Genomic DNA, 25,383 nt, shown 5'->3' with positions numbered 1-25,383 from the left:
TTATGGGATTATTCGATTTGTTCAAAAATAAAAAAATGGAGCCTTTATCCTTGGATTGGATGGGAGTGGACATGCACTCCCATCTTATCCCAGGAATTGATGATGGTGCCAAAACTATGGACGAATCGGTGGCCCTGATCAAAAGGCTTAAAAATTTTGGTTTGCGAAAACTCATCACCACACCTCATGTAATGACTGAGTTTTACAAAAACACCCCTGAAATCATTGCAGAAGGGCTTGAAAAACTCCAAAGTGCCCTAACGCAAGAAGGAGTAGATATAGAGATTGAAGCAGCTGCAGAATATTACCTTGATGAGGTATTTATGGAAAAAGTCCATAATGGGGATGATCTCCTTACCTTTGGAGACAACCATATCCTAATTGAAACAGGCTTTATCAACAGGCCCAGAATGCTTCAAGAAACCTTATTTGCTTTAGAAACGAAAGGCTATAAACCTATATTTGCCCATCCAGAAAGGTATCTTTACCTCCATCATGACCCTCAATTATTGGATTCACTGGTGGATAAAGCAGTGACCTTCCAGATCAATTTACTTTCCCTCACTGGTTACTATTCCAAACCTGTCAAAATACTTGCTGAAAAACTTATTGATAGGAATGCTGTTAAATTTGTAGGTACTGACTGCCATAATCACCGCTACTTGGACAGTTTGGAGCATCTACCTTCAAGCAAGTATTACGAAAAATTAAGAGCTTCAAAAATAGCCAACACCCAATTATGAAAATACTAATTACCGGCATTACAGGTCTATTTGGTAGTTATCTTGCCAAAGAATTCTTTGAAGTAGGGGAAATCCACGGATTAAAAAGGCCCGAAAGCAAGACAGATCAATTGGGACAGCTAGCAGAAAAAATAATTTGGCATGACGGAGACATCAATGATTATCAGTCATTAGAGGAAGCATTTGAGGGAATGGACCTTATCATTCATGCTGCAGGTCTAGTATCTTTTGACAATAAAGACAAGGATAGCTTGCTAAAGGTCAACCATGAAGGTACCACCAATGTGGTCAATGTGATGCTCAGCCAAGATATAAAAAAGATCATTCATGTCAGTTCCGTAGCAGCTATTGGAAGGGACCCAGAGCATAAGGTAATCGATGAAGATCATAAATGGGTAGATTCTCCTTGGAACACTCCTTATTCCATTTCCAAGTATTTTGCAGAACTGGAAGTTTGGCGCGGGGTACAAGAAGGACTGGAAGCCATAGTGCTCAACCCTTCCATCTTACTGGCCAAAATGGAAGAAAGAAGCAACAGCACAGGACTCTACGAGTATGTAAAAAAGGAACGTTCCTACTATCCCATAGGAGATATTAATTATATTGATGTCAGGGATGCTGCTAGAATCAGTTTGGAATTATTCCAAAAGGGGCTTTGGGACGAGCGATTTATCCTTAATAATGAATCCCTCTCCTATCAGCTGTTTTTCAAAGAAATGGCTGAAGTGATGAATAAAAAGGCACCCAATGTCCCCATTAAGAATTCCATGATCCCCCTAGCGAGCCTTTTAAGCAAAATCTCAGGTTTTTTGGGCAAAAAAACCATCATCAATAAGCAAACAAGCCAATTGGCACAGCAGCAAATAAAATTTGATAATACAAAAATCAAGGCCAAATTAGATTTCCAGTTCTATGAACTCAAAGACACCTTTAAATGGGCATTGAACGAAAAATAATTCAAATTCGTTAGATCGATTATTATCAAGCATTTGGATCAAAAAGTCAAAAAAATATTTTCATTGGCTATTTGTGCTACCAATTAAATTGGTATCTTAAATTTAAATTCAAAACGACGCGCATGACTGGAGATTTTGAACACGATAGGGAAGAAGAAAGAGCATTGGTAGAACGGTTTGAGAACTCCCTAAAGGCTAACCTAGACCTTTTCTTTGATGAAGAGGAACTGGAAGACATTATCCGATTTTATTTTGATTCTCAAAAATTCAAAAGAGCACTTAAGGCCAGTCAAATTGCCCTGGAGAGATTCCCCTTTTCTTTGGAAATAAAATTACTTCATGGACAATGTCTGATCTTCAACGATGAACTGGAAGAAGGACTGGAAATGTTGGAAAACCTCAACAACCTATCACCCAATAATGAGGAAGTTATTCTGGCACTATCCAACGGTCTTTTACTCAATGGAAGCATAAAAGAAGCCATTCACTTATTGGAGGATTTTCTTCCAATGGCAGAAGACAAAGCAGAAGTTCACTATTCTCTGGGTAATTTTTACCGAGCTGAGAACAATAACGAAAAGGCCATCTATAATTATAAAGAAGCAGTAAAACTCAAAATCAACCATGAGGATGCCCTATTCCAATTGGCCATGATTACTGAGGAAGAAGGTTCATTTGATGAAATCCTTCAGTTTTACCAAGACTTTATTGATCAGGACCCATATAGCGCAGGCGCATGGTATAACCTTGGTGTTGTCTATAATCGCCTTGGCCGATTTGAGGAAGCTATTAAGGCCTATGATTATGCCTTGATCATTGATGAATCCTTTGCTTCGGCTTATTTCAATATGGGCAATGCCCTGATGAATACCAAGCAATATGAAAAAGCACTCGAAGCTTACCAAAATACAATCAACTGCGAGGGAGCCAATTCAGAAAACTGTTGCTACCTGGCAGCTGCCTACGAAAAACTGGACCAGATAGACCAAGCCTTCAAATACTTCAAGAAATCCGCCAAATTTGATCCTGAATATGATGATGCTTGGTTTGGACTGGGCATGTGCATGCTCAAAAAGGACAAGTATTTTGAGGCCATACATTATTTCAAAAAAGCCCTGAAAATATCCGCTGTAAATGCTAATTATTGGGTGGGGCTTGCTGATGCAGAATATCACTTGGGCAACTTACAATCAAGCTCGGAAGCCTATGAAGAAGCCATTAACCTAGAACCTGGGTTAATGGAAACCTATATCAACCTCTCTATAATTTATTTTGATCAAAATCGTTTCGAGGAAGCAATAGATGTCCTTAAAGAAGGAATGGACGAGCTTCCAGAGGAATCGGAACTCTATTATCGACTAGTAGTTTATCTAATTAAGACAGGTAAATACAAAGAAGCCTTTTCATATTTAGAAAATGCATTAACTTTGGATTTTGAACGACACGAGCTTTTATATGAACTGATGCCAGAAGTAAAGCATCAGAAAGCCATATACAAGATCATCGCTCAATACAAAGAAGGATTATAAGCCGAATACTATTTACCTAAAAAATTAGAGAATGAATTACGTGCTGAAGAATGTGCCCGTACGTACAGAAAAACCACGAACTACAGGATACACAATGGCCATGGACAAAGGTCTTAGCCTAAGAGAAGTAGAAGATTTTATAGATTCCTGTGGAGATTACGTAGATATTGTGAAGCTTGGTTGGGCAACTTCTTATGTTACTAAAAACCTTAATCAAAAACTTCAGATATACAAAGATGCTGGTATCCCCGTTTACTTTGGGGGAACGCTTTTCGAAGCATTTATAATCAGAGATCAATTTGAGGACTACAGAAAGGTTTTGGACAAGTTTGACTTGGCATATGCAGAAGTTTCCGACGGATCCATCACTTTGGACCATGAAAAGAAATGTGAATACATCAATATTCTTTCTAAAGATGTAACTGTACTTTCTGAAGTTGGTTCAAAAGATGCCGAAAAGATCATCCCTCCTTACAAGTGGATTGAGCAAATGCAAAAAGAATTGGATGCAGGAGCTTGGAAAGTAATCGGAGAATCAAGAGAAGCAGGTAATGTAGGACTATTCCGTGATTCCGGAGAGGTAAGGCAAGGTTTGGTAGAAGAAATTCTTACCAAAATCCCTGAAGAAAAAATTCTTTGGGAAGCTCCTCAGAAAGCACAACAAGTTTGGTTTATCAAACTTTTAGGCTCCAATGTCAACCTTGGTAATATTGCCCCTAACGAGGTCATTCCACTGGAAACCATTAGGCTAGGATTAAGAGGTGATACTTTTGACCACTTCCTAGACTTAGCAAACGTATAAAAATCCTAAGCGACTGATCACCAACTCGGTCGCTTTAGTTTTTATTTTCCATGAAGCATTTGAAAAACCATATTCTCACCTTCCTTAAAGGAATGGGAATGGGAGCGGCTGACATTGTCCCTGGTGTGTCTGGCGGTACCATAGCCCTGATAACAGGTATCTATGAAACTCTGCTGGATAGCATTAAATCTGTGGATATGGAAGCTTTAAAACTCCTGTCCAAATTCCAGATCAAAGCGCTATGGAAGCATATCAATGGTTCCTTCCTTGGTGTATTATTTCTTGGAATATTTACAAGTATCTTTACGCTTTCTAAGCTGATCACCTTCCTAATGGATGAACACCCTATTCCATTATGGTCTTTTTTCTGTGGGCTGATTATCATCAGTTCCGTGATGATACTTAGGGATATCAAACGATGGAACTTTATGGTCTTTTTAACCATTCCATTAGGTGCAGCTTTGGCTTACTGGATAACAGGCTTGAACCCTGTAAGCTCACCAGAAGCAATGTACTTTACCTTCATCGCAGGAGCTATTGCCATCTGCGCCATGATTCTTCCTGGCATTTCTGGAAGCTTCCTATTGTTGATTCTGGGCAAATACGAAGTAATTTTAGAAGCTGTAAATCAGAAAGATATAATTACTTTAGCTATATTTGCAGCCGGATGCGTTATAGGCCTCTTATCTTTCTCAAGATTGATATCTTGGTTGTTGCATAATTATCATTCACTGACCATTGCAGCACTATCTGGCTTTATGCTTGGATCGATCAATAAAATCTGGCCTTGGAAAGATGTCTTGAGCTATAGAATATCCAGTAGTGGAGAGCAAAAACCCTTTATTACCGAAAATATTTGGCCACATCATTACCTTTCTGTGACAGGTGATGAACCCAAGTTCTTTATTGGTTTATTGGCATTTCTTTTCGGGATTATCCTCGTGATAGGGTTAGAGAGAACAGCATATTACTTAAAAGGAAAATGAGAAAATTCGGACTTATCGGTTATCCATTAAAGCATTCTTTTTCAAAGAAGTATTTTACTGAAAAATTTGAAAAGGAAAATATCAGTGGCTGTCAGTACGAATTATATGAGTTGGATAGTATTGACAAATTTCCCGATTTGATCAAGAACAATCCTAATTTAGAAGGACTAAATGTAACCATCCCCTACAAAGAGCAGGTCATTCCCTTTTTAGATGAGCTAGATCCAAGCTGTAAAGCGATTGGAGCCGTGAACTGTATAAAAATTAAGAACGGTAAGCTCATCGGTTATAATACTGATTATATCGGTTTTAAGGAATCACTTGAGATTTGGCTTGGAGACAGCAACGGTATTCAAGGTTTGATTCTGGGAACAGGAGGGGCTTCAAAAGCGGTAAAACAAGCCCTAAAAAGCCTAGAGATTCCATACAAAATGGTCTCAAGAACTGCCAATGAAGAAAATGGCATCATTTCTTATGAGGACCTGATCAGGAATGAAAAAGTTCTTCAGGACTACCATCTTATCATCAACACCACGCCATTGGGCACTTTTCCAAATACTGAGGAAATGCCCGATATTCCTCTTAGCCAGATTGGCAGAGAGCATAAAATATATGACCTGGTATATAATCCAGAAAAAACCTTCCTTATGCGGTCTACCCAAGCCCGCAGTGCAGCAGTGAAAAACGGACTGGAAATGCTCCACCTTCAGGCAGAAGCAGCCTGGAAAATCTGGAATGAATAGATTCCACCTTATTTCACATTTCAAAAACCTACTATTCTCACCTAGCCTTGTGCTGATGTCCAAGGGATAATTGCATCTATTTAAATAGCTGTAATGTTTCTTTATCCTTAAAGTCAAAGCTTGCGGGCCTGTACATCATTTTGGTGAAAATGGCAGGAAAAATCAAAACATAAATGACTATGTATTGGAAAAAATTATCACACGAGGAAGTAAAAAAAGCCGTATTTGATGCTTTAAATGAAAACCATGATTATAGGGGAGAAAACCCAGCCTTAGGTGTACCAGGAACCTATTTGGACACCACAGAATTCTATCATGATGCGCCATTCTTGAAGGATGCCCCCTTCATGTCCGTCATGGTAAATAATCCCAATCACATAGGGATTCATACCCTAAGTGAAGAATCAGTGCTGGATATCTTCAAAGGCACCCAAAAGATAGAAAGAGACCTTATCAATTTGGTCGCTGAGCAGATATTTGGCGGTGAAAAAGGACAGCAGGATGGCTATGTGGCCACTGGTGGCACCGAAGCTAATATCCAAGCCATTTGGGTTTACAGAAATTATTTCAGAGATGAATTTAAGGCCAAAACTGAAGAGATCGCTGTAGTTTACTCCCAAGACTCCCACTATTCCATGCCTAAGGGAGCCAACTTATTGAATCTACACAATATTATCTTAGAAGTAGATGAAGAAACAAGGCAAATCAAGCAGGAATCCCTTGAAAATAAAATTGCAGAAGCGAAAGAAGCTGGATACAAATATTTTATTGTCATAGCTAACCTTTCTACCACCATGTTTGGATCAGTGGATGATGTAGACCTTTTAGGAGATTTCTTTACAGCCGCTAATGTACAGTTTAGAATTCACGTGGATGCGGCTTATGGCGGATTTATCTACCCCTTCACCAATGAAGACAGTGCTTTCACCTTCAAAAATCCCTATATCACCTCCATCACCAGCGATGGACATAAAATGCTTCAAACACCATACGGAACAGGGCTCTTCCTCATCCGGAAGGGTTATATCCATCATGTTTGCACCCAGGAAGCACAGTATATCCCTGGAAAAGACTACACCTTGAGCGGTTCCAGGTCGGGCGCAAATGCAGTATCTATGTGGATGATCCTGAAAATCCATGGTTCAGAAGGCCTCAAATATAAAATGGCCTCTTTATGCGACCGTGCGGAAAGAATTTGTAAAAAACTGGAAAGGATGGGAGTGGAGTATTTCAGAAATCCACACCTCAACATCATCACAATGAAAGCAGCATATATTTCTGATCGCATCGCCAAAAAGTATAACCTTGTAGCTGACAGCTATGAGTTTGGAGCAAAATGGTATAAGATCGTAGTGATGCATCATGTAAGGCAAGGTGCTTTGGACAGTTTCCTGATGGACCTTGAAGGAGAGTTAGTAAGCAAAGGCTAATAATAAATTTCATTAAATGTTTAAGCCCCTTGGAAACTGAATTCAACTGTTTTCAAGGGGCTTTTTTGTAATTACGTTCATCTCACTTTTTATCCCTCTGAACTACAATAACTTATACATCACACCCGATTTACACGCTTAATTTTGGTAAAAAAAATGGTAATCCCAGAGATTATTATCTATCTTATTAAAGACTATTCATCACAAACCTTCGTCGCCTATGCCAAGAGCTAAAAAAACCGAGAACGACCGAAAAATCTTTGTTTTGGACACTTCGGTCATACTCTATGCCCACAATTCAATCATGAATTTCGCAGAGCACGATGTGGTTATTCCCATCACAGTTTTGGAGGAATTGGATCAGTTTAAAAAGGGCAATGATTCTAAAAATTTCGAGGCGAGAGAGTTTATTAGGTTATTGGACAAATTGTCAAAAGACAAGATGATCCACCACTGGACGCCACTCAACGGAAAAACCAAAGGATTCTTTAAGGTCATGATGACCTCGGACAAGCTCAAAGAAGAGCATATCAATGCCAATAAGGTCTTTGGTGAAGAAAAAAATGACCACAAAATCCTCAATGCCGCCTTAGTGCTCAAAAGCGAGGAAGACAATAGAAAGGTCATTTTGGTAAGCAAGGACATCAACCTTAGATTAAAAGCCAAATCACTGGACATCCATGCTGAAGATTATGAAACAGGCAAGATAAAAAATGTAACAGAACTGGAAAACACGGGTAAGGCGATTATAGAGGGGATTGATCCAGATGTCATTAATAAGTTATATGATAATTATACCGTAGAATCCAAATTGGTGCTAGGCACCCGAAAAAGGAAATCCAATACCTACTATATTCTTCGAAGCGAAAAAAACTCTGTCTTGGCCTATTATAACGGGGAATCCAATACCATGGAGCGTGTGGACAAGAAACTCGCCTATAGCGTGAAGCCAAGAAATGCGGAGCAAACTTTTGCTCTCCACGCTATTACAAATCCTAATATTAAACTGGTATCGGTTCAAGGAGTGGCAGGAACAGGAAAAACCTTATTAGCCCTTGCAGGAGCTTTAGAACAGCGAAGAGATTTCAAACAGATATTTCTTGCAAGACCTATAGTCCCATTGAGCAATAAAGACATTGGTTACCTACCTGGGGATATCAAATCCAAGCTTAATCCTTATATGGAACCACTTTGGGATAATTTGAAATTCATACAAAACCAGTTCAAAGAGTCTGACAAGGAATTTCAAAAAATCACAGAAATGGTCAATCAAGAAAAGCTGGTAATTCAGCCATTGGCTTATATCAGGGGACGGTCACTTTCGAATATTTTCTTTATTGTGGACGAAGCACAAAACTTAACTCCCCACGAAATCAAAACCATCATCAGTAGAGCTGGGGAAAATACAAAAATTGTATTTACAGGTGATGTACACCAAATTGACACTCCTTATCTAGATAGTCAAAGTAATGGCCTTACTTACCTGATTGATAGGGTTAAGGACCATCCATTATATGCCCATATCAAACTCGAAAAAGGCGAACGTTCAGAATTAGCAAACTTAGCCAATGAATTACTATAATACTTAAACCAAAAAAGCCTCCAAAAGGGAGGCTTTAAATTTTTTATATTACTCAGACTTGATTAACTCTCAGTTATGGTGTTTAGCTTAGCCAAAAAGCTATTATAGTACTGACGACCTACTTGGACTACGGCCCCACTTTTAAGATTAATTTCCTTGGTACTAAAGCTTTCTATTTGTCCCAACTGAACTATATATGATTTCTGTACTCTTAAGAAAAGGTCATTTGGAAGCTTTTCTTCCATATCTTTCATGGACTTTCTGATCACATAGTTTTTATTCTTTGTAAAAATAGAAACCATATTGCCATTTGCCTCTACGTAATAAATATCACCGTAATTCACACGCTCATAGGCATTGTCAGATTTGATATAAACTGCATCTGTAACCAAATATGGGCTCTCTGCTTTGGCCTTGGGAGCATCAGAATGCAAAGCATTGGTCCTTCTGTTATATAGAACAATTTCGACAATTGCATGTATATCATTCGTATTAAAAGGCTTAACGATGAACCCGGCAGGATGTATACGTTTTGCCCTTTCAATTATTGAAGGATCGCTATAGGAAGTAACATAAATAATGGGAGCATCAACCATTTGCTGTACGATCTCACCCAACTCTATCCCATCTTTGTCCCCCTTCAATTTGATATCCATAAATACCAAATCAGGCCGGTATTTCTTGATTACTTTAATAGCTTGATTGGCAGAATTAGCAATGTCGATATTTACATATCCTAAAAGTTCGAGAATCTCCTCAATATTTTCTGCAATATCCGGATCATCCTCAACAACCAAAATTCTTTCTTCTTTCATATTTTATTAGCGGTTCCTAACCTGTAAATGTTATGTTTAAATCCTTTAGATATCTTATCTATTTCCACAAATCCTCCAAAAAACAATTCTTAAACAATGAAAATGTAAATATTAATCCACAAATACAATTCAATAACTGCATTTTTAAATCATAGGCTCATCATATCCTTAAATCTAGCGGCCTGACGTCTGCTGACTTCTATCCGGTCGCCACCCTTAAGGGTTACCACTAGACCTCCGTTAAACCAAGGCTCTATGCCTTCTACCCAACTTAAATTAATGATATGTTTCCTGCTTGCCCTAAAAAATGCTTTCTCATCAAGTCTTTCATCCAATGCATTCAAAGATTTATGAATCATTGGCTTATTATTATCGAAATAAACCTTAATATAATTACCATCGGACTCAAACAACCGAACATTTTCTAATTTTACAAACCAGCATTTATCACCATCTTTAACAAAAACCTGATCCTTTAGGCTAAGCTTAGGGTCCCCACTTTCTACAGTTTTTTCATTGGAATCGTCATTTCCTGTATCTGCCTGACTCTTTAGTTTGGCGATGGCCTCAGTCAATCTTTCCGGCTCTATAGGCTTTAATAGATAATCCAAAGCATTTACTTCAAAGGCCTTAAGCGCAAACTCATCATAGGCCGTAGTAAATACTACTTTGGGAACAGCCTCCAGTTCTGCCAATAAATCAAATCCTGTCTTCTCGGGCATTTGAATATCCAAAAAAATCACATCAGGATTTAACTCAGCAATTTTCTCTTTGGCATCATCCACATTCATGGCTTCTCCAACTACCTCCACATCACTTATACCAGAAAGTAAATTGATCAGCTCTTTCCTAGCCAGTCTTTCATCATCGATTACTAATGCACGCATGGTTTTAAAAGTTTAATCTAATTTAATACTTTGTTTCGGAATTTTAATTTCTGTCAGCACAAACTCAGCATCAAAGTTTTTCATTTTGAAGCTGGCCTTGCTGCCGTATATCAATCTAAGACGCTGCATGGTATTCGAAACCCCATGTCCACTGCCATCATTCTTTCTGCCGACACCGCCTTTTAATTGCCCACTGTTTTTCACCAATAAATAAAGATCCCCCGCAAGTCCAATAGAACATTTGATCTCAATCAGCCCACCCTTCATACGGTTTGAAATTCCATGCTTGATCGCATTTTCAACGATTGTTTGCAACATCATTGGTGGAATCTTATAGTGATAGGCCTCCTCCTCAATATCAAAATTTACCTTTAGCCGCTCTTCAAACCTGATGGTTTCCAAATCGAGGTAATCTCGAACTATCTTGATCTCATCACCAAAATCAATTGTCCTTTTCTTATCCATTATTAACGAATACCGCAAAATATTACTGAGCTGAGTAATCGCCTCCTTGGATTTTGGTGGATTTTCATCTACCAAGGCCCTCACACTGTTCAAGGCATTAAAAATAAAGTGCGGATTAAGCTGACTCCTTAACTGATTGAGTTTAATTTCATTGATCTTAGCTTGATACTTAAGCGTAGTATTATAATTCTCCAAAAAGTGATAGAGAAAATACATCATCGTCCATAGTGTATAATAAAGGAAACTGATGAACATATTCACCAATAACACTATAGGCTTAAGGTCCTCATGGACCCTTAAAATACCAAAAATCCAGTTGATCAGGATGGTAGCAATGACATTGGCAAAGCTTAGGGCTAGCAAAAACACCAAGGCATTGGACATTAACTTACTGAAGCTAAAGTCAAACCATTTTTTGGTGATGATAATATGCCTGAAATAATGTGTAGAGACCAAATAGAAAGCCCCTAAGGAAAGGTATGCCCCTATCTGCACAGAAGTGATGCCTCTTATCAAAGAGACAAAAAAGAGGTTGATCACCGCAAAGCATGACCAACCTAATATTTGTAATATCCAGTATAAACGACTTCTATCCATGCTTTCCCAAATATAAGGAAGTCTTGGGATGTAGGAAGCTATTTTTTATCAATGGGTCAAGCATTGGCTAAAAGGGTATTCACCTGTTTTGACCAAAAAAACCTAAGCAAGGCTATAATTCCATCTTGAGGAATTTAGCCGTATAGCTTGACGGATGTTGAGCAACAAACTCCGGCGTTCCCTGAACGACTATCTCTCCTCCCTTATTTCCACCTTCAGGACCAAGGTCAATAATATGATCAGCTACCTTGATCACATCTAAGTTATGCTCAATGATCAAAACAGTATTACCTTTTTCTACCAACCTATTCAAAACCTCCAAAAGATGCTCTATATCTTGGAAATGTAAGCCTGTCGTAGGCTCATCCAATATATAAAATGTTTTCCCTGTATCCTTCTTGGAAAGTTCAGTGGCCAGTTTCACCCTTTGGGCTTCTCCACCAGATAGGGTAGTGGCATGCTGACCAAGGGTAATATATCCCAAGCCCACATCATTCAAGGTTTGGATTTTCCGAAGGATCTTAGGCTGCTTATCAAAAAACTCCACAGCCTGCTCTACCGTCATATCCAAAACATCAGAAATAGATTTACCCTTAAACCTCACTTCCAGGGTTTCTCGATTATAACGCTTGCCTTTACAAGTTTCACATGGAATATGAACATCTGGTAAGAAATCCATCTCTATCAATTTCATGCCCGCACCTTCACAATCCTCACAACGCCCTCCTTTTACATTAAAGCTAAATCTTCCAGGCTTGTATCCCCTGATTTTAGCCTCAGGCAATTCTGTAAACAAAGCCCTAATATCCGTAAATACACCAGTATAAGTAGCTGGATTGGATCTAGGAGTCCGACCAATAGGTGACTGGTCCACTTCGATCACTTTGTCCAAATGCTCCAACCCTTCAATACTTCCATAGGAAAGCGGTTCTTTTCGAGAACGATAAAAATGTTGGTTCAATAGAGGAAAGAGAGTTTCATGGATCAGGGAACTCTTGCCACTTCCAGACACTCCTGTTACACAGATCATACTTCCCAGTGGCAAACTAAGATCAACATGCTTCAGGTTGTTCCCAGTTGCTTTACTTAACTCAAGACTTTTACCATTTCCTTTCCGACGCTCTTTTGGAACCTCAATGGCCATTTCACCATTCAGGTACTTAGCTGTAAGGCTCTTTTGTTTGATAAAATTCGAAGGCTTGCCCTCTGCCACAATATGCCCACCGTGTCTACCAGCACCAGGTCCGATATCCACCACATAATCAGCATCCATCATCATGTCCTTGTCGTGCTCAACCACCAATACGGAATTTCCCAGGTCCCTGAGATCCTGAAGTGCCTTGATGAGTTTAACGTTATCTCTTTGGTGTAAGCCAATACTTGGTTCATCTAGGATATATAAAACCCCCACCAGCTGGGTACCTATTTGAGTGGCCAATCGAATACGTTGCGCCTCCCCTCCTGAAAGTGTTCTCAAAGGCCTGTTAAGGGAAAGGTAATCAAGGCCAATATCCAGCAAAAAGCCTATTCGCTTGCGAATTTCCTTAAGTACTTCCGTTCCTATTATTTTCTGCTTTTCAGTCAGCTTATCATCTATTTGCGCAAACCATTCACCCAACTGCCTGATATCCATCATGGCCAGCTCTCCAATATGCTTACCAGCAATAATAAAGTGCAAAGCCTCCTTTTTTAGCCTATAACCCTCACAATCCGGGCAAACCCTAGTGGTAGTAAAATCACTGACCCATTTTTGGATTTTATCAGAACCACCTTCTTGCTGCTTCTGAAGAAAGTTAACAATTCCCTCAAAAGTGGTATTCCATTTTGTTCCAGGGTATTTTACCGAATCTACTTCTACTTCCATTTTATCCCCATATAAAAGGACTTGGATGACTTCTTCTTTTAGATCTTTTATGGGAGTAGATAGACTGGCTTTATAGTGCTTTAGGATGGCATCTATTTTTTTGAAAATCCAAATATCCCTGTACTCTCCTAAAGGTGCAATCCCTCCGCGGGAAATACTTAAATTAGGATCTGGAATAATATTTTCAGCTGTAATTTCGTCTATTTTTCCCAATCCATTACAGCTTGGACAGGCTCCATAAGGACTGTTAAATGAAAATGAGTTCGGTGCAGGTTCATCATAGGAAAGACCTGTACTTGGATCCATCAGGTATTTAGAAAAATGATGAATTTCTCCATCTTCATCTCGTAACATGATGATACCTTTTCCATGCTGAAGAGCTGTTTTTAAAGACTGGGTAATGCGGTAACGATCATCCTCTTCTGCCACAATCCTATCCACCACTATTTCAATATCATGGATTTTATAACGGTCCACTTGCATCTTAGGCACCATCTCCATCACTACTCCATCTACACGAACTTTAGAAAATCCCATCTTGCGGATCTGCTCAAAAAGCTCCCTGTAATGCCCCTTCCGCCCTTTTACGACAGGTGCGAGGATATAAAGCTTCTTGCCTTCAAAATGCGCCAGTATCTGATCAATAATCTGATCTTCGGTCTGTCTGATCATCTTCTTTCCTGACAGGTAGGAGTATGCCTCTCCCGAACGAGCATAAAGCAGACGCATGAAATCATAAATTTCTGTAACTGTGCCTACCGTGGACCTTGGATTTTTACTAGTGGTCTTTTGCTCAATGGAAATCACTGGAGAAAGTCCATTTATCTTGTCCACATCGGGCCTTTCCATTCCGCCCAAAAAAGATCGCGCATAGGCCGAAAAGCTTTCCATATACCTCCTTTGCCCTTCTGCATAAATGGTATCAAAAGCCAAGGAACTCTTACCACTTCCACTAAGACCGGTAATGACCACCAATTGGTTTCTCGGAATGGATAAATCTATATTCTTGAGATTATGCTCCCTAGCACCATAAATCTCTATTTTCTCTTCTACTGCTGCTACTGTATTGGCCATGAATAGATCAGGACTTTTTGGTTATATTACAATTTGACAAAAATATGGATTATTAACGGAATACCCTTGCCATCTTTTTTAAACCCTAATAAATCAGAATTAGTTTTCCAGATAATAAGGGTTATTCTTCCCGATCAGCCTTTCTGCGCATTTTTTCTTCGTCCTCACCCGTGAGGGTGGAGCGCATACCGCTCAAAATAAGTTTCCACCAATAATTAAAAATAAATTTGCTCTGATCCCGCTTAAAGTATACTTCACCTTTTTTCAGCTGCCCTTTTTTATTGGGGTTATCCGAGGGGATCACCAACTTGTTCGTGAGAAAAGACCCAATTTTTTGAAAAATGTTTTGTGGCTTACCAAATGATTTACCCCGTATGTCAATCGCTAGATCATGGTATTTCATCACCACTTCACCAGACCCTTCAATATCATCACCCTTGATATTAAAAGCCAAATCATCAATTACTCCTGTTCTGGCCTCCACTTGGGTAGCAGGTCGTAACATTTCATTCATAGCAGAAGCCGGCAAATCGCGTACATTGCCCTTCATGGTAAACCTGCCAGTACTATCCTGTAAATAATAAACTACATTTAGATCTACTTGTCCTTTACCCATAATCTGAGCATCAGCTCTCAATCTCATCTCATTATGCATTTCCAACATTTCAGGAATATTGGTGATATTGATTATTTCAGCATTGATATCATTAAAATAGATCTTTCCTGCCATCGGTGATTCATTATCGGGGCGCTCCATATATTCCACATAACCATTTTCCAGCTGAAGCATATCCACATGTATAGGCTTAGGAATTCCTCCGATAATTTGATGTATCATTTTTGGCCGTTTTAAGGTATTGTCAGGCTTCCTTTTATCCCTGAAAACCATTATTCTGAAATCCCTGGCCAACAATTTCTCTGATTCTATAATCCCCTTCCTAAAAAAGGCGTCATAATTCATATTTGTTAATTCCAATCCTGCCTGTTCCAGCTCCACCCAATCAATTTCTTTTGGAAACTCCTGAATGTATTTATACTTGGACAATTTATTGTCCAAGCTTACGTGGGCTATCGAAAGACTTCTCTTCTCCTTGCTGAAAACCAAGTCCTCAGCATTCAATTCATTCCTATATTGATTAAAATGAATGGAAGTATGCTTAATCTCACCTTCTACAGTCTCCACATCAAATAGGGCATTGGGTGCTTCCAAATCCTCACTGGTCAAGATGAACTTATGCGCGATCACACTGAGTCCTTCAATTTGAAACCTAGAAGAATCTATATCCACATCCTTATTTTCAATTGAAAAATTTTTCAATTGTACATGATTCACCCTGATTGCCTGATAGTCTTTGCCTTTTTTTCGTTTGATCTCTTCATTACTCTTAAGGTTCAAAGAATCCAAAGAAGGGGAGAGAGATTCGATATTGACATTGCTTAGCTCTGCGGAATCCAGAATCACCGTATTGTCTACAAAAAGATCTTTCCATTTTAAACCGGATAATAAAATCCTGTCTGCCAATAGCTGAATTTTAACCCTACTGTCTGGAAAATCTTCATCCGGAAAAATAGCCACGGAATCCAATTCCAAATAGGTACCGCGGTAATCATAATCTAGGTCTACTTTCCCAAACTTAACTTTGTGTCCACTAAAATCATTGGTCCTGGTAATCAGGTCACCAACTATTTCATCCGCATGACTGTTCAAATATAAGTTTACAAAATAAGGGATCCCCCTAAAGATAAATACCACTACCATTATGGCAATAGCCAGAAAAATAAATACGCCTTTAAACTTCATCGGGATCCAAGTCTAGTCAATATGAAAAATAGGGATTATTTCCCAAGATCACACTATAAATTATTCTACCGGAAGTTGCACAAAATACTCATTCCCTTTTCTTACCGTCAGTTTGCTTCTTCTTAACCAAGGATTAAAGTTTTTTAGCTCTTTGTAATTACTTCCATGCTTTATCGCCCAATCAGCCAAGTCTTTGACACTGCTTTTGATCCCCAGTGTCCTTAGCTCTGGAAGGCGATACAAATCATCTTTACTAAGCTCAAAACCATATTTCTTGGGGTTTTCAAACACTATCTTAAAAGCCAAGATCCTAAACATATACCGACTGGTCTCTTCGTTCAGTAAAAGGTCATAGTAATTGGGCTGATGCTGGTCATTGATCCTTCTGCTCAATCCTGCTTGGCCCATATTATAACTGGCAGCTACATTGGTCCACTTTCCAAATCTAGCATAGGACTTCTTGAGGTATTTACAAGCAGCAACGGTAGCTTTTTCAAAATGGTATCTTTCGTCTACCTCTCTGTTTACTACTAAGCCATAGTCTTTAGCGGTGCCTTCCATAAATTGCCAAAATCCCCTGGCTCCTGCTGGAGAGACCACGTTCATCAAGCCTGATTCTATCATGGCCACATATTTGAAATCATCTGGTATCCCATTTTCTGCCAATATCTTTTCAATGGTAGGTAAAAACTTCCCTGCCCGCTTCATCATCAGCAGCATATTGGACTCCCAATATACATTCACATATATTTCCCTTTCCAAACGCTCCCTAATATCACTTTCCTTTAATGGTACCGCTTCGCCAGCAAAATCAAGCTTCTCTGGCAGATCAAAAATTTTTACGCGGGGACCCGCAGAACTGGTCTGAGGACCTACGCGGGCTTCAGAGCTTTTTCTATAAGAAATATTTTCTGATGGATTGTTTTTATAAAAAACTACTAAACCAAAAAGTACGGCCACAAGGCCGTACAAAACGTAAATATGATAATTTTTCAAAATTAGAAATTCGGAGATAAAAGGTACTTATTATAAAATTCGTCAATTAATTCGACCGCTTCCTCTGCAGTGTCTACCACTGAGAACAAGTCCATATCTTCAGGACTTATATTTTTGTGCTTTTCTAGCATCACACTTTTTATCCAATCTATCAAGCCTTCCCAGAACTCTTTGCCCACCAATATGATTGGAAATCGTCCTGTTTTCTTGGTTTGGATCAATGTTATCGCCTCAAATAGCTCATCCATCGTCCCAAAACCTCCAGGAAGGACGATAAAACCCTGCGCATATTTTACAAACATAACCTTTCTGACAAAGAAATAATCAAATGTGATCAATTTATCCTGATCAATATAAATATTATTAAACTGCTCGAAAGGCAATTGAATATTCAAGCCCACAGATTTGCCGTTTTCTGCATGAGCTCCCTTATTCCCTGCTTCCATAATACCCGGCCCTCCACCAGTAATCACGCCATATCCGTGCCTGACCAGCTTAGAAGCCAGCTCTTCGGCTATCTTATAATATTTGTTTTCTTGTGGGGTACGTGCTGAGCCAAATATAGACACACAAGGCCCTATTTTGGCTAGCTTTTCAAAACCCTCAACAAACTCTGACATGACTTTAAAAATCACCCATGAATTTGCACTTTTAATTTCGCTCCAATCTTTTTCCTTAAAAGCTCGGCGTATTCTTTCTTCTTCTGTCATCTCCTTTTTTTTGGGTTCTCCGTTCATCATAATCATTTAGGTTTAAAAAACTTCCTTCGAGAGATTTTCCAAAAGTGAGCACTTTTAGTAATCCAAATTAATCTTTTTCATTAATATTAAAACGGAAAAAACCTCCTTTAGTTAAATATATACGCCCAATTCAGGAACCTCAGGTCCTATTACCAAAAATAAATCAGGCACACTTCGTTCAATCCAAGCAAGAATATTTACCACAAAAACCACACTAACATCTTGTAATTCAATCCTATAAATATAAAAGAACTGTTTTTCGGTCCATCAGGCCTTGACAAAAAGTCATGACGAATTTATGGTATCGAAAAAAATTCAAAATTAGCCAATAATTGAAAGCTGAAAGGCTAAAAATATACCGCTTATATTACGAGTTTAAACCTAGGACCCCATCAGTTATTATACTGAATCTTAAAACTATTTTAATCTGTATCCATCAGAATTTGAGCAGCAAATGGCTAAAAAAGCCTTCCATTACCATAAAGGTCCATTAATATTAGTTTTCGGTGCAAGGTTTTTGATGTATATTGTAATGTATTAATCTCTTGAACAAATTTTTAATTATAAATACAAAATGATGCTAAACGCCGCTGAGATTATCAAGACTGTCAAAAAGCTTATTGAAGTCAGGGTAGAAATGGTCAAAAAGGATTTTGAGGAACATATAGCGCAATTGATCACAAAAATTGCCTTGTTGAGCATGATGGTGATCTTAGGCGTTCTGATCCTATTATTCTCCAGCATTTCCTTGGCATTTTATTTTGCAGAAATTACCTACTCCAATGCCCTTGGCTTCTTCTATGTCGGGCTTATTTATTTAGGGCTATTTATCGTCCTTTACATCATAAAAGACTCCAAAACCATACAGCACTCTATCCTAGAAGGCCTACATAAATTCTTCGTTTATACCAAAAACCAAAAATCTGATAATAATGAATAAAGATCTAAAGCAAGAAGCTGCCGATCTGGAGAAGCAATTGGAGCAGCAAATTGGCACTTTGAAAAAAGATTCAGAAACTTGGGTAAAGTTGGGTGGAGCTGTTCTGGCCGGAGGAATCCTTTCATATGGGGTTTCTAAAATGTTCAGAAAAAAGAAGGATAAAAAACTCAAAAAGCTCCTCAAGGAATTGGATAGCGAGGGCAATATTGATAAAAACATCATTAAAAAAACCAAGAAGCAAAAGTCCTCACTCATGGGCTCAATGGGCAAAAGGCTCTTTATGGTATTGCTATCTATTGGTCAGGCAAAATTGATGGATGAATTATCAAAAAAAGCAGCAAATGTCAACAAAAAAGCCTGAGCCTATTAGCAGAAAACTTCAAGAACTGCATTTGACCGGTCAAAAAGCAGTAGCCCTGTTGATTGACCCTGAAAAAATAAATGATCAACAGTCCTTTGAAAAGCTGATCAATATGGCTGCCAGCAAGCAGGTGGACTTCTTCTTCGTAGGGGGCAGCTTGCTCACAGCACAAAATATCGATAAACTTATTTCCTTTATTAAAGGGATATGCACTGAGATACCAGTAGTAATTTTTCCAGGCAATGTCATCCAAGTGAGCGACTTGGCAGATGGCATTTTGTTTATCTCGCTTATTTCAGGCAGAAATCCTGAACTATTAATTGGTCAACAAGTAACCGCTGCCCCAATCCTGGCCAAGACCAATTTGGAAATCCTGCCTACGGGATATATGCTGGTGAATAATGGAGAAATTACCAGTGCCAATTATATCAGTCAGACCATTCCACTTCCCAATAATAAACCTGCTTTGGCAGTGGCCACAGCCTTAGCTGGAAAGTATTTAGGACTAAAACATCTTTTCTTAGATGCCGGCAGTGGTGCGTCAAGCCCAGTAAGCCAAAAAATTATTTCCCAAGTAAAAGAACATACAGCTTGCCCATTGATAGTAGGAGGGGGAATCAATACAGTCGAAAAAGCCAAAGCTGCCTGGAATGCGGGAGCAGATTTGATTGTACTAGGTAATGGGGTAGAAAAAAACCCCGATCTGCTGACCGAGGTGCTTGATTATGTTCATGTCTATAATTTATCCCTGAACGTTAATTAGGGACTCTCTTCTCCGCATTTTTCCTGCAGGCAAGCCATACATCATCTTAAATCTTCTACAGAAATAGGCAGTATCCTTATAGCCAACTTCCTTACCAATATCTCGGATGCTTTTCTTAGTAGTCCTTAATAGGTCCACAGCGGCTTCCATTCTTTGGTATTCGATATAATCCTGAGGATTGATTCCCGTAAGCATTTTGAAATATTGGCCCACATAATCCTCGGATACATTGGCCACTTTCGCCAATACCTTATTGGAAAGATCTCCACCGATGTTTTTCTTGATATAATTAAACATATCGATCAATCGAGGATCTTTAAAATAGGTACTATTGGTAGACATTTCTTCCACAAAAAGACGGTTTTTAAGAATATGCCTCACCAATTCCACAACCAAAAGTTCAGTGTGCAACTTGATCACACGTTCCTTACCAGGTGTATTTTGTTCTGATTCCTTTACGACGTCTTCTATAATAGATGCCAGACGATCATTGAAACGAATTATAAATGGAGGAATCCCCAATGAATTGAAGAAATTAACCACATCAAAAACTTTCGCTTCAAAAGTAACAAGGGTAACACAATCCTCTTCTACTTTTTTGATGTCCTTAAAACTAATACTCTGAAGATGTTTCTTTTTGTTTTCTACAAAGGTGTCATTATTGGCCTCACCCCTTTTCGTGGCTGGACCAAAGGTAACCCTGGAAGCCCTTCCTGCAGGAATAAAGAGGATCTCACCTTCATTTACTACTTCCTGCTCTTCTCCAAACTTTAAGACCCCTTGATGTAATAGGATAACAGTATTATCAGGTTCAATATAGTCAGTGACCGTAATAGGTCTTTCCACCTTAAAATTATTCCCCCGCATATACCGTACACCAACGGATTCTATGACTTTATTGTAATATTCCATGATAAACGCATTAATTGAGTGATGCGTAAAAGTATGACTTTTTTAACATTTATATAATAAAAATAATACATTATTTCAGCCCGATAAAATATTTATACATTTTTTTGCCAAACATTGTATTTTTTTAACCTCTTGTCTATTATCTTAATAGGGATCGAGATATAACTATTTTTTGAATTTCGCTAGTTCCTTCATAAATCTGGGTAATTTTTGCATCTCTCATTAGCCTTTCTACATGATATTCTTTGACAAATCCATATCCGCCATGGATTTGGACAGCTTCTATCGTAACATCCATAGCCACCTTAGAAGCATATAACTTAGCCATGGCACTGGCATGACCATAATCCATTCCTTGGTCCTTGAGCCATGCCGCTTTCATTACCAATAGCCTTGCGGCTTCTATCTCAGTGGCCATATCTGCCAATTTAAACTGAATAGCTTGGTGCTGACTAATAGGCTTGCCAAAGGTTTTTCTTTCCTTGGAATAGGCCAAAGCCAGGTCATAGGCGCCTGAAGCAATCCCCAATGCCTGAGCAGCAATCCCAATTCTTCCTCCATCCAAGGTTTCCATAGCAAAGGAAAAACCAAAGCCGTCCTCGCCAATCCGGTTTTCCTTTGGGACTTTTACATCATTGAACATAAGGGAATGGGTATCAGAACCCCGAATGCCTAATTTATCTTCTTTTTTGCCTACCACGAAGCCTTCCATATCCTTCTCAACAATAAATACGGAGATACCCTTATGCTTCCTTTCGGGATCTGTCTGAGCAATGACTAGATAAACGCTCGCTGTACTTCCATTGGTAATCCAGTTTTTAGTACCATTGATTAAGTAATAATCTCCTTTGTCCTCAGCAATGGTCCTTTGCGAAGTAGCATCTGAACCTGCTTCAGGCTCTGAAAGACAAAAAGCACCAAGGAGCTCCCCAGCAGCAAGGGGCTTAAGGTATTTTTGCTTTTGCGCTTCGCTCCCATATTTTTCCAGCCCCCAACACACCAAGCTATTATTAACGGACATGGCCACTGATGCAGAAGCATCAATTTTAGAAATCTCCTCCATGGCCAAAACATAGGACACTGTATCCATCCCTCCACCATTATACTTGGGATCTACCATCATCCCTAAAAAGCCCAATTCCCCCATCTGTTTAACTTGGTCCTTAGGGAAAGTAACGTGGGTATCTCGATCAATTACTCCGGGAAAAAGTTCAGCACGGGCAAAATCTCTCGCAGCCTCTCTAACTGCAATTTGTTCTTCTGTGAGGGTAAAATTCATTTGTTTTGGGTTTATTTATAGAATAGAGGAATATAGCCCAAAAAAACAAAAGGGGCAATCTCTTGCCCCTTTTCAAATATCTAATATTGAATAATTTTTCATTTAGTCCCTGCCCCCAAAAAAGACAGAGGCATAGTACGCTAGTGTGGCCAGTGAAGCCAGGGCAGCTACCACATAAGTCATGGCAGCCCATTTCAAGGCATCTTTGGACATCCCATATTCAGAGCTTGTCACAATATTCCTTTCCTGTACCCAAGCCAATGCCCTTTTACTGGCATCAAATTCCACCGGCAAGGTAACAAAGGTGAACAAGGTCATAATACTATAAGCACCTACTACAACAGCACCTATCACTGGAAGCGATCCTCCAATAGAACCAAACAAAGCCCAGCCACCAAATAGGGAAGCTATCAACACAAAGTTCAAGATCTTACCACTCGCATTTTGCATGGGCACCATAGCAGAACGAAGGCCTAGCCATGCGTAAGCCTGGGCATGCTGTACAGCGTGACCACACTCGTGAGCTGCTACAGCGGTAGCAGCAGCATTTCTTCCATAATATACATCTGGACTTAAATTTACCGTCTTGTTCTGCGGATTATAATGATCGCTCAATTGGCCCTCTACACAATTTACAGACACATTATGAATACCATGATCGGCAAGCATCAGTTCAGCAATTTCCTTACCGGACAAATTGGATTGAAGCGTTGTTTGGGAATATTTCTTAAATTTCCTTTTAAGCTTACTGCTTACCACAAAGCCTAAAATCCCAAATACAATAACAATTAAGATTAATAACATATTCTTGTTTATTTAAACACTTACTTAATACGCAACTCATTAGTTGCTGGTTTTGATATTAAAGAGATTTTTGCCACCGCCAATAAACTAATGACACCCACCAATACCACTATCAAAACCTGAGAACTATGAACAATTACCGCAAATATTTTGCCCTCTTCTTCACTAAGACCATATGTCATCAAAATAAAGGCAACAAGTGCGTGGAAAGTACCTATCCCACCTTGAACAGGAGCAATCATGCCAATACTACCCATCACCATCACCACTAAAACAGATGAGGGAGACAAATTGGCAGTTGAAGGTATTCCTAATGATATAAAATACATCATCAGAAAGTATATTACCCAAATAATAATTGAAGATAGCCAAAAGCCCAATCTGTGCTCCATTCTTGAAACACTTTTGAGACCGGAAATAAACTCACGCATAAAATGCTGGAACTTTTGCACCAAACCATGGTCACGGTATCTGCTTCTGATCCAATAAATAACAATAATCAATAACAATAGCCCTCCAAGCAATATGGGCAAATAGTTGAGCAAAATTCCTTTGAGGTTATCAACGGAAATCAAGTCCGCCGTTAGATCCAGAAAAACATCTCTCTCCAAAACAAAGGCCAAGACAATCACCAACAGCATAAACAGCAGATCAACTGAACGCTCCAATATCACCGTCCCCAGCAATTTGCTCACTTGAAGGCGATTGGTTTTCTTCAAAACACCACACCTCACTACTTCTCCGGCCCTTGGGGCAAGCATATTCACTAGATATCCCACCATCAAAGCCCAGAAGCTTCTTATGGTAGAAACCTTTTCATCCAAATCGGCATTGATCAACAGCTTCCAACGCCAAGCCCTGATCCAAAAACCAAGCGTGGACACAAGGATAGACAGCCCTATCCAAAAAAGTGAAGCCTGCTGAAGTGCATCCAACAGGCTTTCCATTTTAATATCCTTATATAAGAACCAAAAGATCCAAATGGCCACTGAAAGTGAGACCAATACTTGGATCCACTGCTTTAGAGATAGTTTCAAGCTTATATCAATTTGTTAGCATCATCTGGAAATATTACTATTGGCTTGTACTTTTTGGCTTCTTCAAAATCCATACTTGCATAAGAAATAATTATCACCACATCTCCTACCTGCGCTTTTCTTGCAGCTGGCCCATTCAGACATACCATTCCACTGCCTCTTTCTCCCTTGATCACATAGGTTTCCAGTCGCTCACCATTATTGATATTAACGATCTGCACCTTTTCATTCTCAATCATATTGGCAGCATCCATCAAATCCTCATCAATAGTAATACTCCCTACATAATGGAGCTCTGCCTGTGTAATCTTAACCCTGTGAATCTTAGATTTCAATAACTGAATTTGCATCATTCTATAAATTTGCCACAAATTTAAACATTAAATTGGTAAGTTGTCGATTAACCTTACATCTCCAACAAAAGCAGCAGTGCAAAGTGAATATTTTTTACCTTGATCAAAATCCGTAATATGTTGCTCAACAACAATATTAAGGGTATCAGTCTCAACTAGCTCAAAATATTCGAGCTTCACCCCATCTAACTGATTAAATTTGTGTTGTATTTTGTCTTTAAGCTCAAACCAAGTCCTACCTGCTAAAAGTTCATTTTTAGCAAAAACCATTGATTCATAGAGCACTAAAGCATTTTTTCTATCCGCTGGATTTAACCTCCTGTTTCTAGATGACATGGCCAAGCCATCCGCTTCCCGTACTGTTGGAACCACCACCAATTCCACCCCAAAAGAAAGGTCATTGACCATTTGCCGGATAATGGCTACCTGTTGCAAGTCCTTTTGTCCAAAATAGGCATAATCTGGATTGATGATATGAAACAGTTTAGAAACCACTATACCAACCCCATTGAAATGCCCTGGCCTTAAAGCTCCCTCAAGAATGGTCTCCAAATCACCAAAATCCATTTTCAACTTTGCCTCTTGTGGATACATTTCTTCCACATCAGGAAGAAACACATAATCTACCCCTTTGCTTTCCAGCAATTTAAGGTCCTCTTCAACAGTCCTAGGATATTTCTCCAAATCAGCCAAATTATTGAATTGGGTAGGGTTGACAAATATCGAAACCACAGTCACATCAGAATGATATTTGGACTTTTCCACTAAATTCAAATGACCCTCATGCAAAGCCCCCATAGTGGGCACCAAGCCTATGGATTTCCCTACGTTTTTATACTTAAGCAGCTGATCTTTAGCCTGATGTTTTGTTTTAATTATTTTCACTTGACATTGGATTTTGCTTTGCAAAATAGGAGCAAAAGT

General features: G+C 39.0%; 24 protein-coding genes. 11 read left to right on the top strand and 13 right to left on the bottom strand.

Going from position 1 to position 25,383, the window contains the following annotated elements:
- Positions 1-2 precede the first annotated feature (2 nt).
- From H7U17_RS13900 to H7U17_RS13865, 8 genes are all read left to right on the top strand, one after another.
- Positions 3-743 (top strand): tyrosine-protein phosphatase, encoded by a 741-nt coding sequence (locus tag H7U17_RS13900; RefSeq protein WP_186757337.1) that lies wholly within the window; start codon positions 3-5, stop codon positions 741-743.
- Positions 740-1,699: an NAD-dependent epimerase/dehydratase family protein gene (locus H7U17_RS13895; protein WP_186757336.1), complete on the top strand. Its 960-nt coding sequence runs from the start codon at positions 740-742 to the stop codon at positions 1,697-1,699. Before H7U17_RS13900 ends, H7U17_RS13895 begins: the two co-directional genes overlap by 4 nt.
- A 122-nt stretch (positions 1,700-1,821) precedes the next feature.
- On the top strand, positions 1,822-3,228 hold the full coding sequence (locus tag H7U17_RS13890) for a tetratricopeptide repeat protein (RefSeq protein WP_186757335.1): 1,407 nt from the start codon (positions 1,822-1,824) through the stop codon (positions 3,226-3,228).
- 31 nt (positions 3,229-3,259) lie between these two features.
- Positions 3,260-4,030 (top strand): phosphosulfolactate synthase, encoded by a 771-nt coding sequence (locus tag H7U17_RS13885; protein WP_186757334.1) that lies wholly within the window; start codon positions 3,260-3,262, stop codon positions 4,028-4,030.
- A gap of 50 nt (positions 4,031-4,080) precedes the next feature.
- On the top strand, positions 4,081-5,016 hold the full coding sequence (locus tag H7U17_RS13880) for a DUF368 domain-containing protein (protein WP_186757333.1): 936 nt from the start codon (positions 4,081-4,083) through the stop codon (positions 5,014-5,016).
- Entirely contained in the window at positions 5,013-5,759 is a 747-nt protein-coding gene (locus tag H7U17_RS13875; RefSeq protein WP_186757332.1) for a shikimate dehydrogenase family protein, read from the top strand. The genes H7U17_RS13880 and H7U17_RS13875 overlap by 4 nt, the downstream gene beginning before the upstream one ends.
- A 179-nt stretch (positions 5,760-5,938) precedes the next feature.
- Positions 5,939-7,189 carry a pyridoxal phosphate-dependent decarboxylase family protein gene (locus H7U17_RS13870; protein WP_186757331.1) on the top strand — a complete coding sequence of 417 codons (1,251 nt, stop codon included), beginning with the start codon at positions 5,939-5,941 and terminating at the stop codon, positions 7,187-7,189.
- A 220-nt stretch (positions 7,190-7,409) separates the two neighbouring features.
- Positions 7,410-8,771 (top strand): PhoH family protein, encoded by a 1,362-nt coding sequence (locus tag H7U17_RS13865; RefSeq protein ID WP_186757330.1) that lies wholly within the window; start codon positions 7,410-7,412, stop codon positions 8,769-8,771.
- Positions 8,772-8,833: 62 nt separating this feature from the next.
- On the opposite strand, the gene H7U17_RS13860 is transcribed toward H7U17_RS13865, so the two are convergent.
- The 7 genes from H7U17_RS13860 to H7U17_RS13830 all read right to left on the bottom strand — a co-directional run bounded on the left by H7U17_RS13860 (position 8,834) and on the right by H7U17_RS13830 (position 18,007).
- Positions 8,834-9,586 (bottom strand): LytR/AlgR family response regulator transcription factor, encoded by a 753-nt coding sequence (locus tag H7U17_RS13860; protein WP_186757329.1) that lies wholly within the window; start codon positions 9,584-9,586, stop codon positions 8,834-8,836.
- 149 nt (positions 9,587-9,735) lie between these two features.
- Entirely contained in the window at positions 9,736-10,473 is a 738-nt protein-coding gene (locus H7U17_RS13855; protein ID WP_186757328.1) for a LytR/AlgR family response regulator transcription factor, read from the bottom strand.
- A 12-nt stretch (positions 10,474-10,485) separates the two neighbouring features.
- Positions 10,486-11,535 (bottom strand): sensor histidine kinase, encoded by a 1,050-nt coding sequence (locus H7U17_RS13850; protein ID WP_186757327.1) that lies wholly within the window; start codon positions 11,533-11,535, stop codon positions 10,486-10,488.
- Positions 11,536-11,647: 112 nt separating this feature from the next.
- Positions 11,648-14,473 carry an excinuclease ABC subunit UvrA gene (uvrA, locus tag H7U17_RS13845; RefSeq protein WP_186757326.1) on the bottom strand — a complete coding sequence of 942 codons (2,826 nt, stop codon included), beginning with the start codon at positions 14,471-14,473 and terminating at the stop codon, positions 11,648-11,650.
- 121 nt (positions 14,474-14,594) lie between these two features.
- A complete protein-coding gene (locus H7U17_RS13840; protein ID WP_186757325.1) occupies positions 14,595-16,274 on the bottom strand; it encodes a hypothetical protein in 1,680 nt (559 codons plus the stop codon).
- A 60-nt stretch (positions 16,275-16,334) separates the two neighbouring features.
- Positions 16,335-17,270, bottom strand: a complete 936-nt coding sequence (locus H7U17_RS13835) for a lytic transglycosylase domain-containing protein (protein WP_186757324.1) — start codon at positions 17,268-17,270, stop codon at positions 16,335-16,337.
- Between the two features lie 2 nt (positions 17,271-17,272).
- Complete coding sequence (locus H7U17_RS13830; protein WP_186757426.1) at positions 17,273-18,007, bottom strand: LOG family protein; 735 nt, start codon at positions 18,005-18,007, stop codon at positions 17,273-17,275.
- Between the two features lie 577 nt (positions 18,008-18,584).
- On the opposite strand from H7U17_RS13830, the gene H7U17_RS13825 reads away from it, so the two are divergent.
- From H7U17_RS13825 to H7U17_RS13815, 3 genes are read left to right on the top strand one after another with little or no spacing between them, the layout of a single operon-like run.
- Positions 18,585-18,950: a phage holin family protein gene (locus tag H7U17_RS13825; RefSeq protein WP_186757323.1), complete on the top strand. Its 366-nt coding sequence runs from the start codon at positions 18,585-18,587 to the stop codon at positions 18,948-18,950.
- Positions 18,943-19,311 (top strand): hypothetical protein, encoded by a 369-nt coding sequence (locus H7U17_RS13820; RefSeq protein ID WP_186757322.1) that lies wholly within the window; start codon positions 18,943-18,945, stop codon positions 19,309-19,311. Before H7U17_RS13825 ends, H7U17_RS13820 begins: the two co-directional genes overlap by 8 nt.
- Positions 19,292-20,074 carry a geranylgeranylglyceryl/heptaprenylglyceryl phosphate synthase gene (locus H7U17_RS13815; RefSeq protein ID WP_186757321.1) on the top strand — a complete coding sequence of 261 codons (783 nt, stop codon included), beginning with the start codon at positions 19,292-19,294 and terminating at the stop codon, positions 20,072-20,074. Before H7U17_RS13820 ends, H7U17_RS13815 begins: the two co-directional genes overlap by 20 nt.
- Here the strand turns inward: H7U17_RS13815 and H7U17_RS13810 are convergent.
- The 6 genes from H7U17_RS13810 to panC form a co-directional block, all read right to left on the bottom strand.
- Positions 20,054-20,986 carry an AraC family transcriptional regulator gene (locus H7U17_RS13810; RefSeq protein WP_186757320.1) on the bottom strand — a complete coding sequence of 311 codons (933 nt, stop codon included), beginning with the start codon at positions 20,984-20,986 and terminating at the stop codon, positions 20,054-20,056. The two genes, H7U17_RS13815 and H7U17_RS13810, sit on opposite strands and share 21 nt — an antisense overlap.
- Positions 20,987-21,125: 139 nt before the next feature.
- A complete protein-coding gene (locus H7U17_RS13805) occupies positions 21,126-22,265 on the bottom strand; it encodes an acyl-CoA dehydrogenase (RefSeq protein WP_186757319.1) in 1,140 nt (379 codons plus the stop codon).
- A 102-nt stretch (positions 22,266-22,367) separates the two neighbouring features.
- A complete protein-coding gene (locus tag H7U17_RS13800; protein ID WP_186757318.1) occupies positions 22,368-23,069 on the bottom strand; it encodes a zinc metallopeptidase in 702 nt (233 codons plus the stop codon).
- Positions 23,070-23,089: 20 nt separating this feature from the next.
- Positions 23,090-24,106, bottom strand: a complete 1,017-nt coding sequence (locus H7U17_RS13795; RefSeq protein WP_186757317.1) for a lysylphosphatidylglycerol synthase transmembrane domain-containing protein — start codon at positions 24,104-24,106, stop codon at positions 23,090-23,092.
- 2 nt (positions 24,107-24,108) lie between these two features.
- Complete coding sequence (gene panD / locus H7U17_RS13790; RefSeq protein ID WP_186757425.1) at positions 24,109-24,456, bottom strand: aspartate 1-decarboxylase; 348 nt, start codon at positions 24,454-24,456, stop codon at positions 24,109-24,111.
- A 30-nt stretch (positions 24,457-24,486) separates the two neighbouring features.
- Positions 24,487-25,344 (bottom strand): pantoate--beta-alanine ligase, encoded by an 858-nt coding sequence (gene panC / locus H7U17_RS13785; protein WP_186757316.1) that lies wholly within the window; start codon positions 25,342-25,344, stop codon positions 24,487-24,489.
- Between the last annotated feature and the right edge of the window lie 39 nt (positions 25,345-25,383).

Origin of the sequence: Echinicola salinicaeni, from assembly GCF_014280965.1 — a bacterium.
GTDB lineage: Bacteria > Bacteroidota > Bacteroidia > Cytophagales > Cyclobacteriaceae > Echinicola > Echinicola salinicaeni.
The sequence above is the reverse complement of the archived record's forward strand: the minus strand, read 5'-3'. Positions and strand labels throughout refer to the sequence as shown.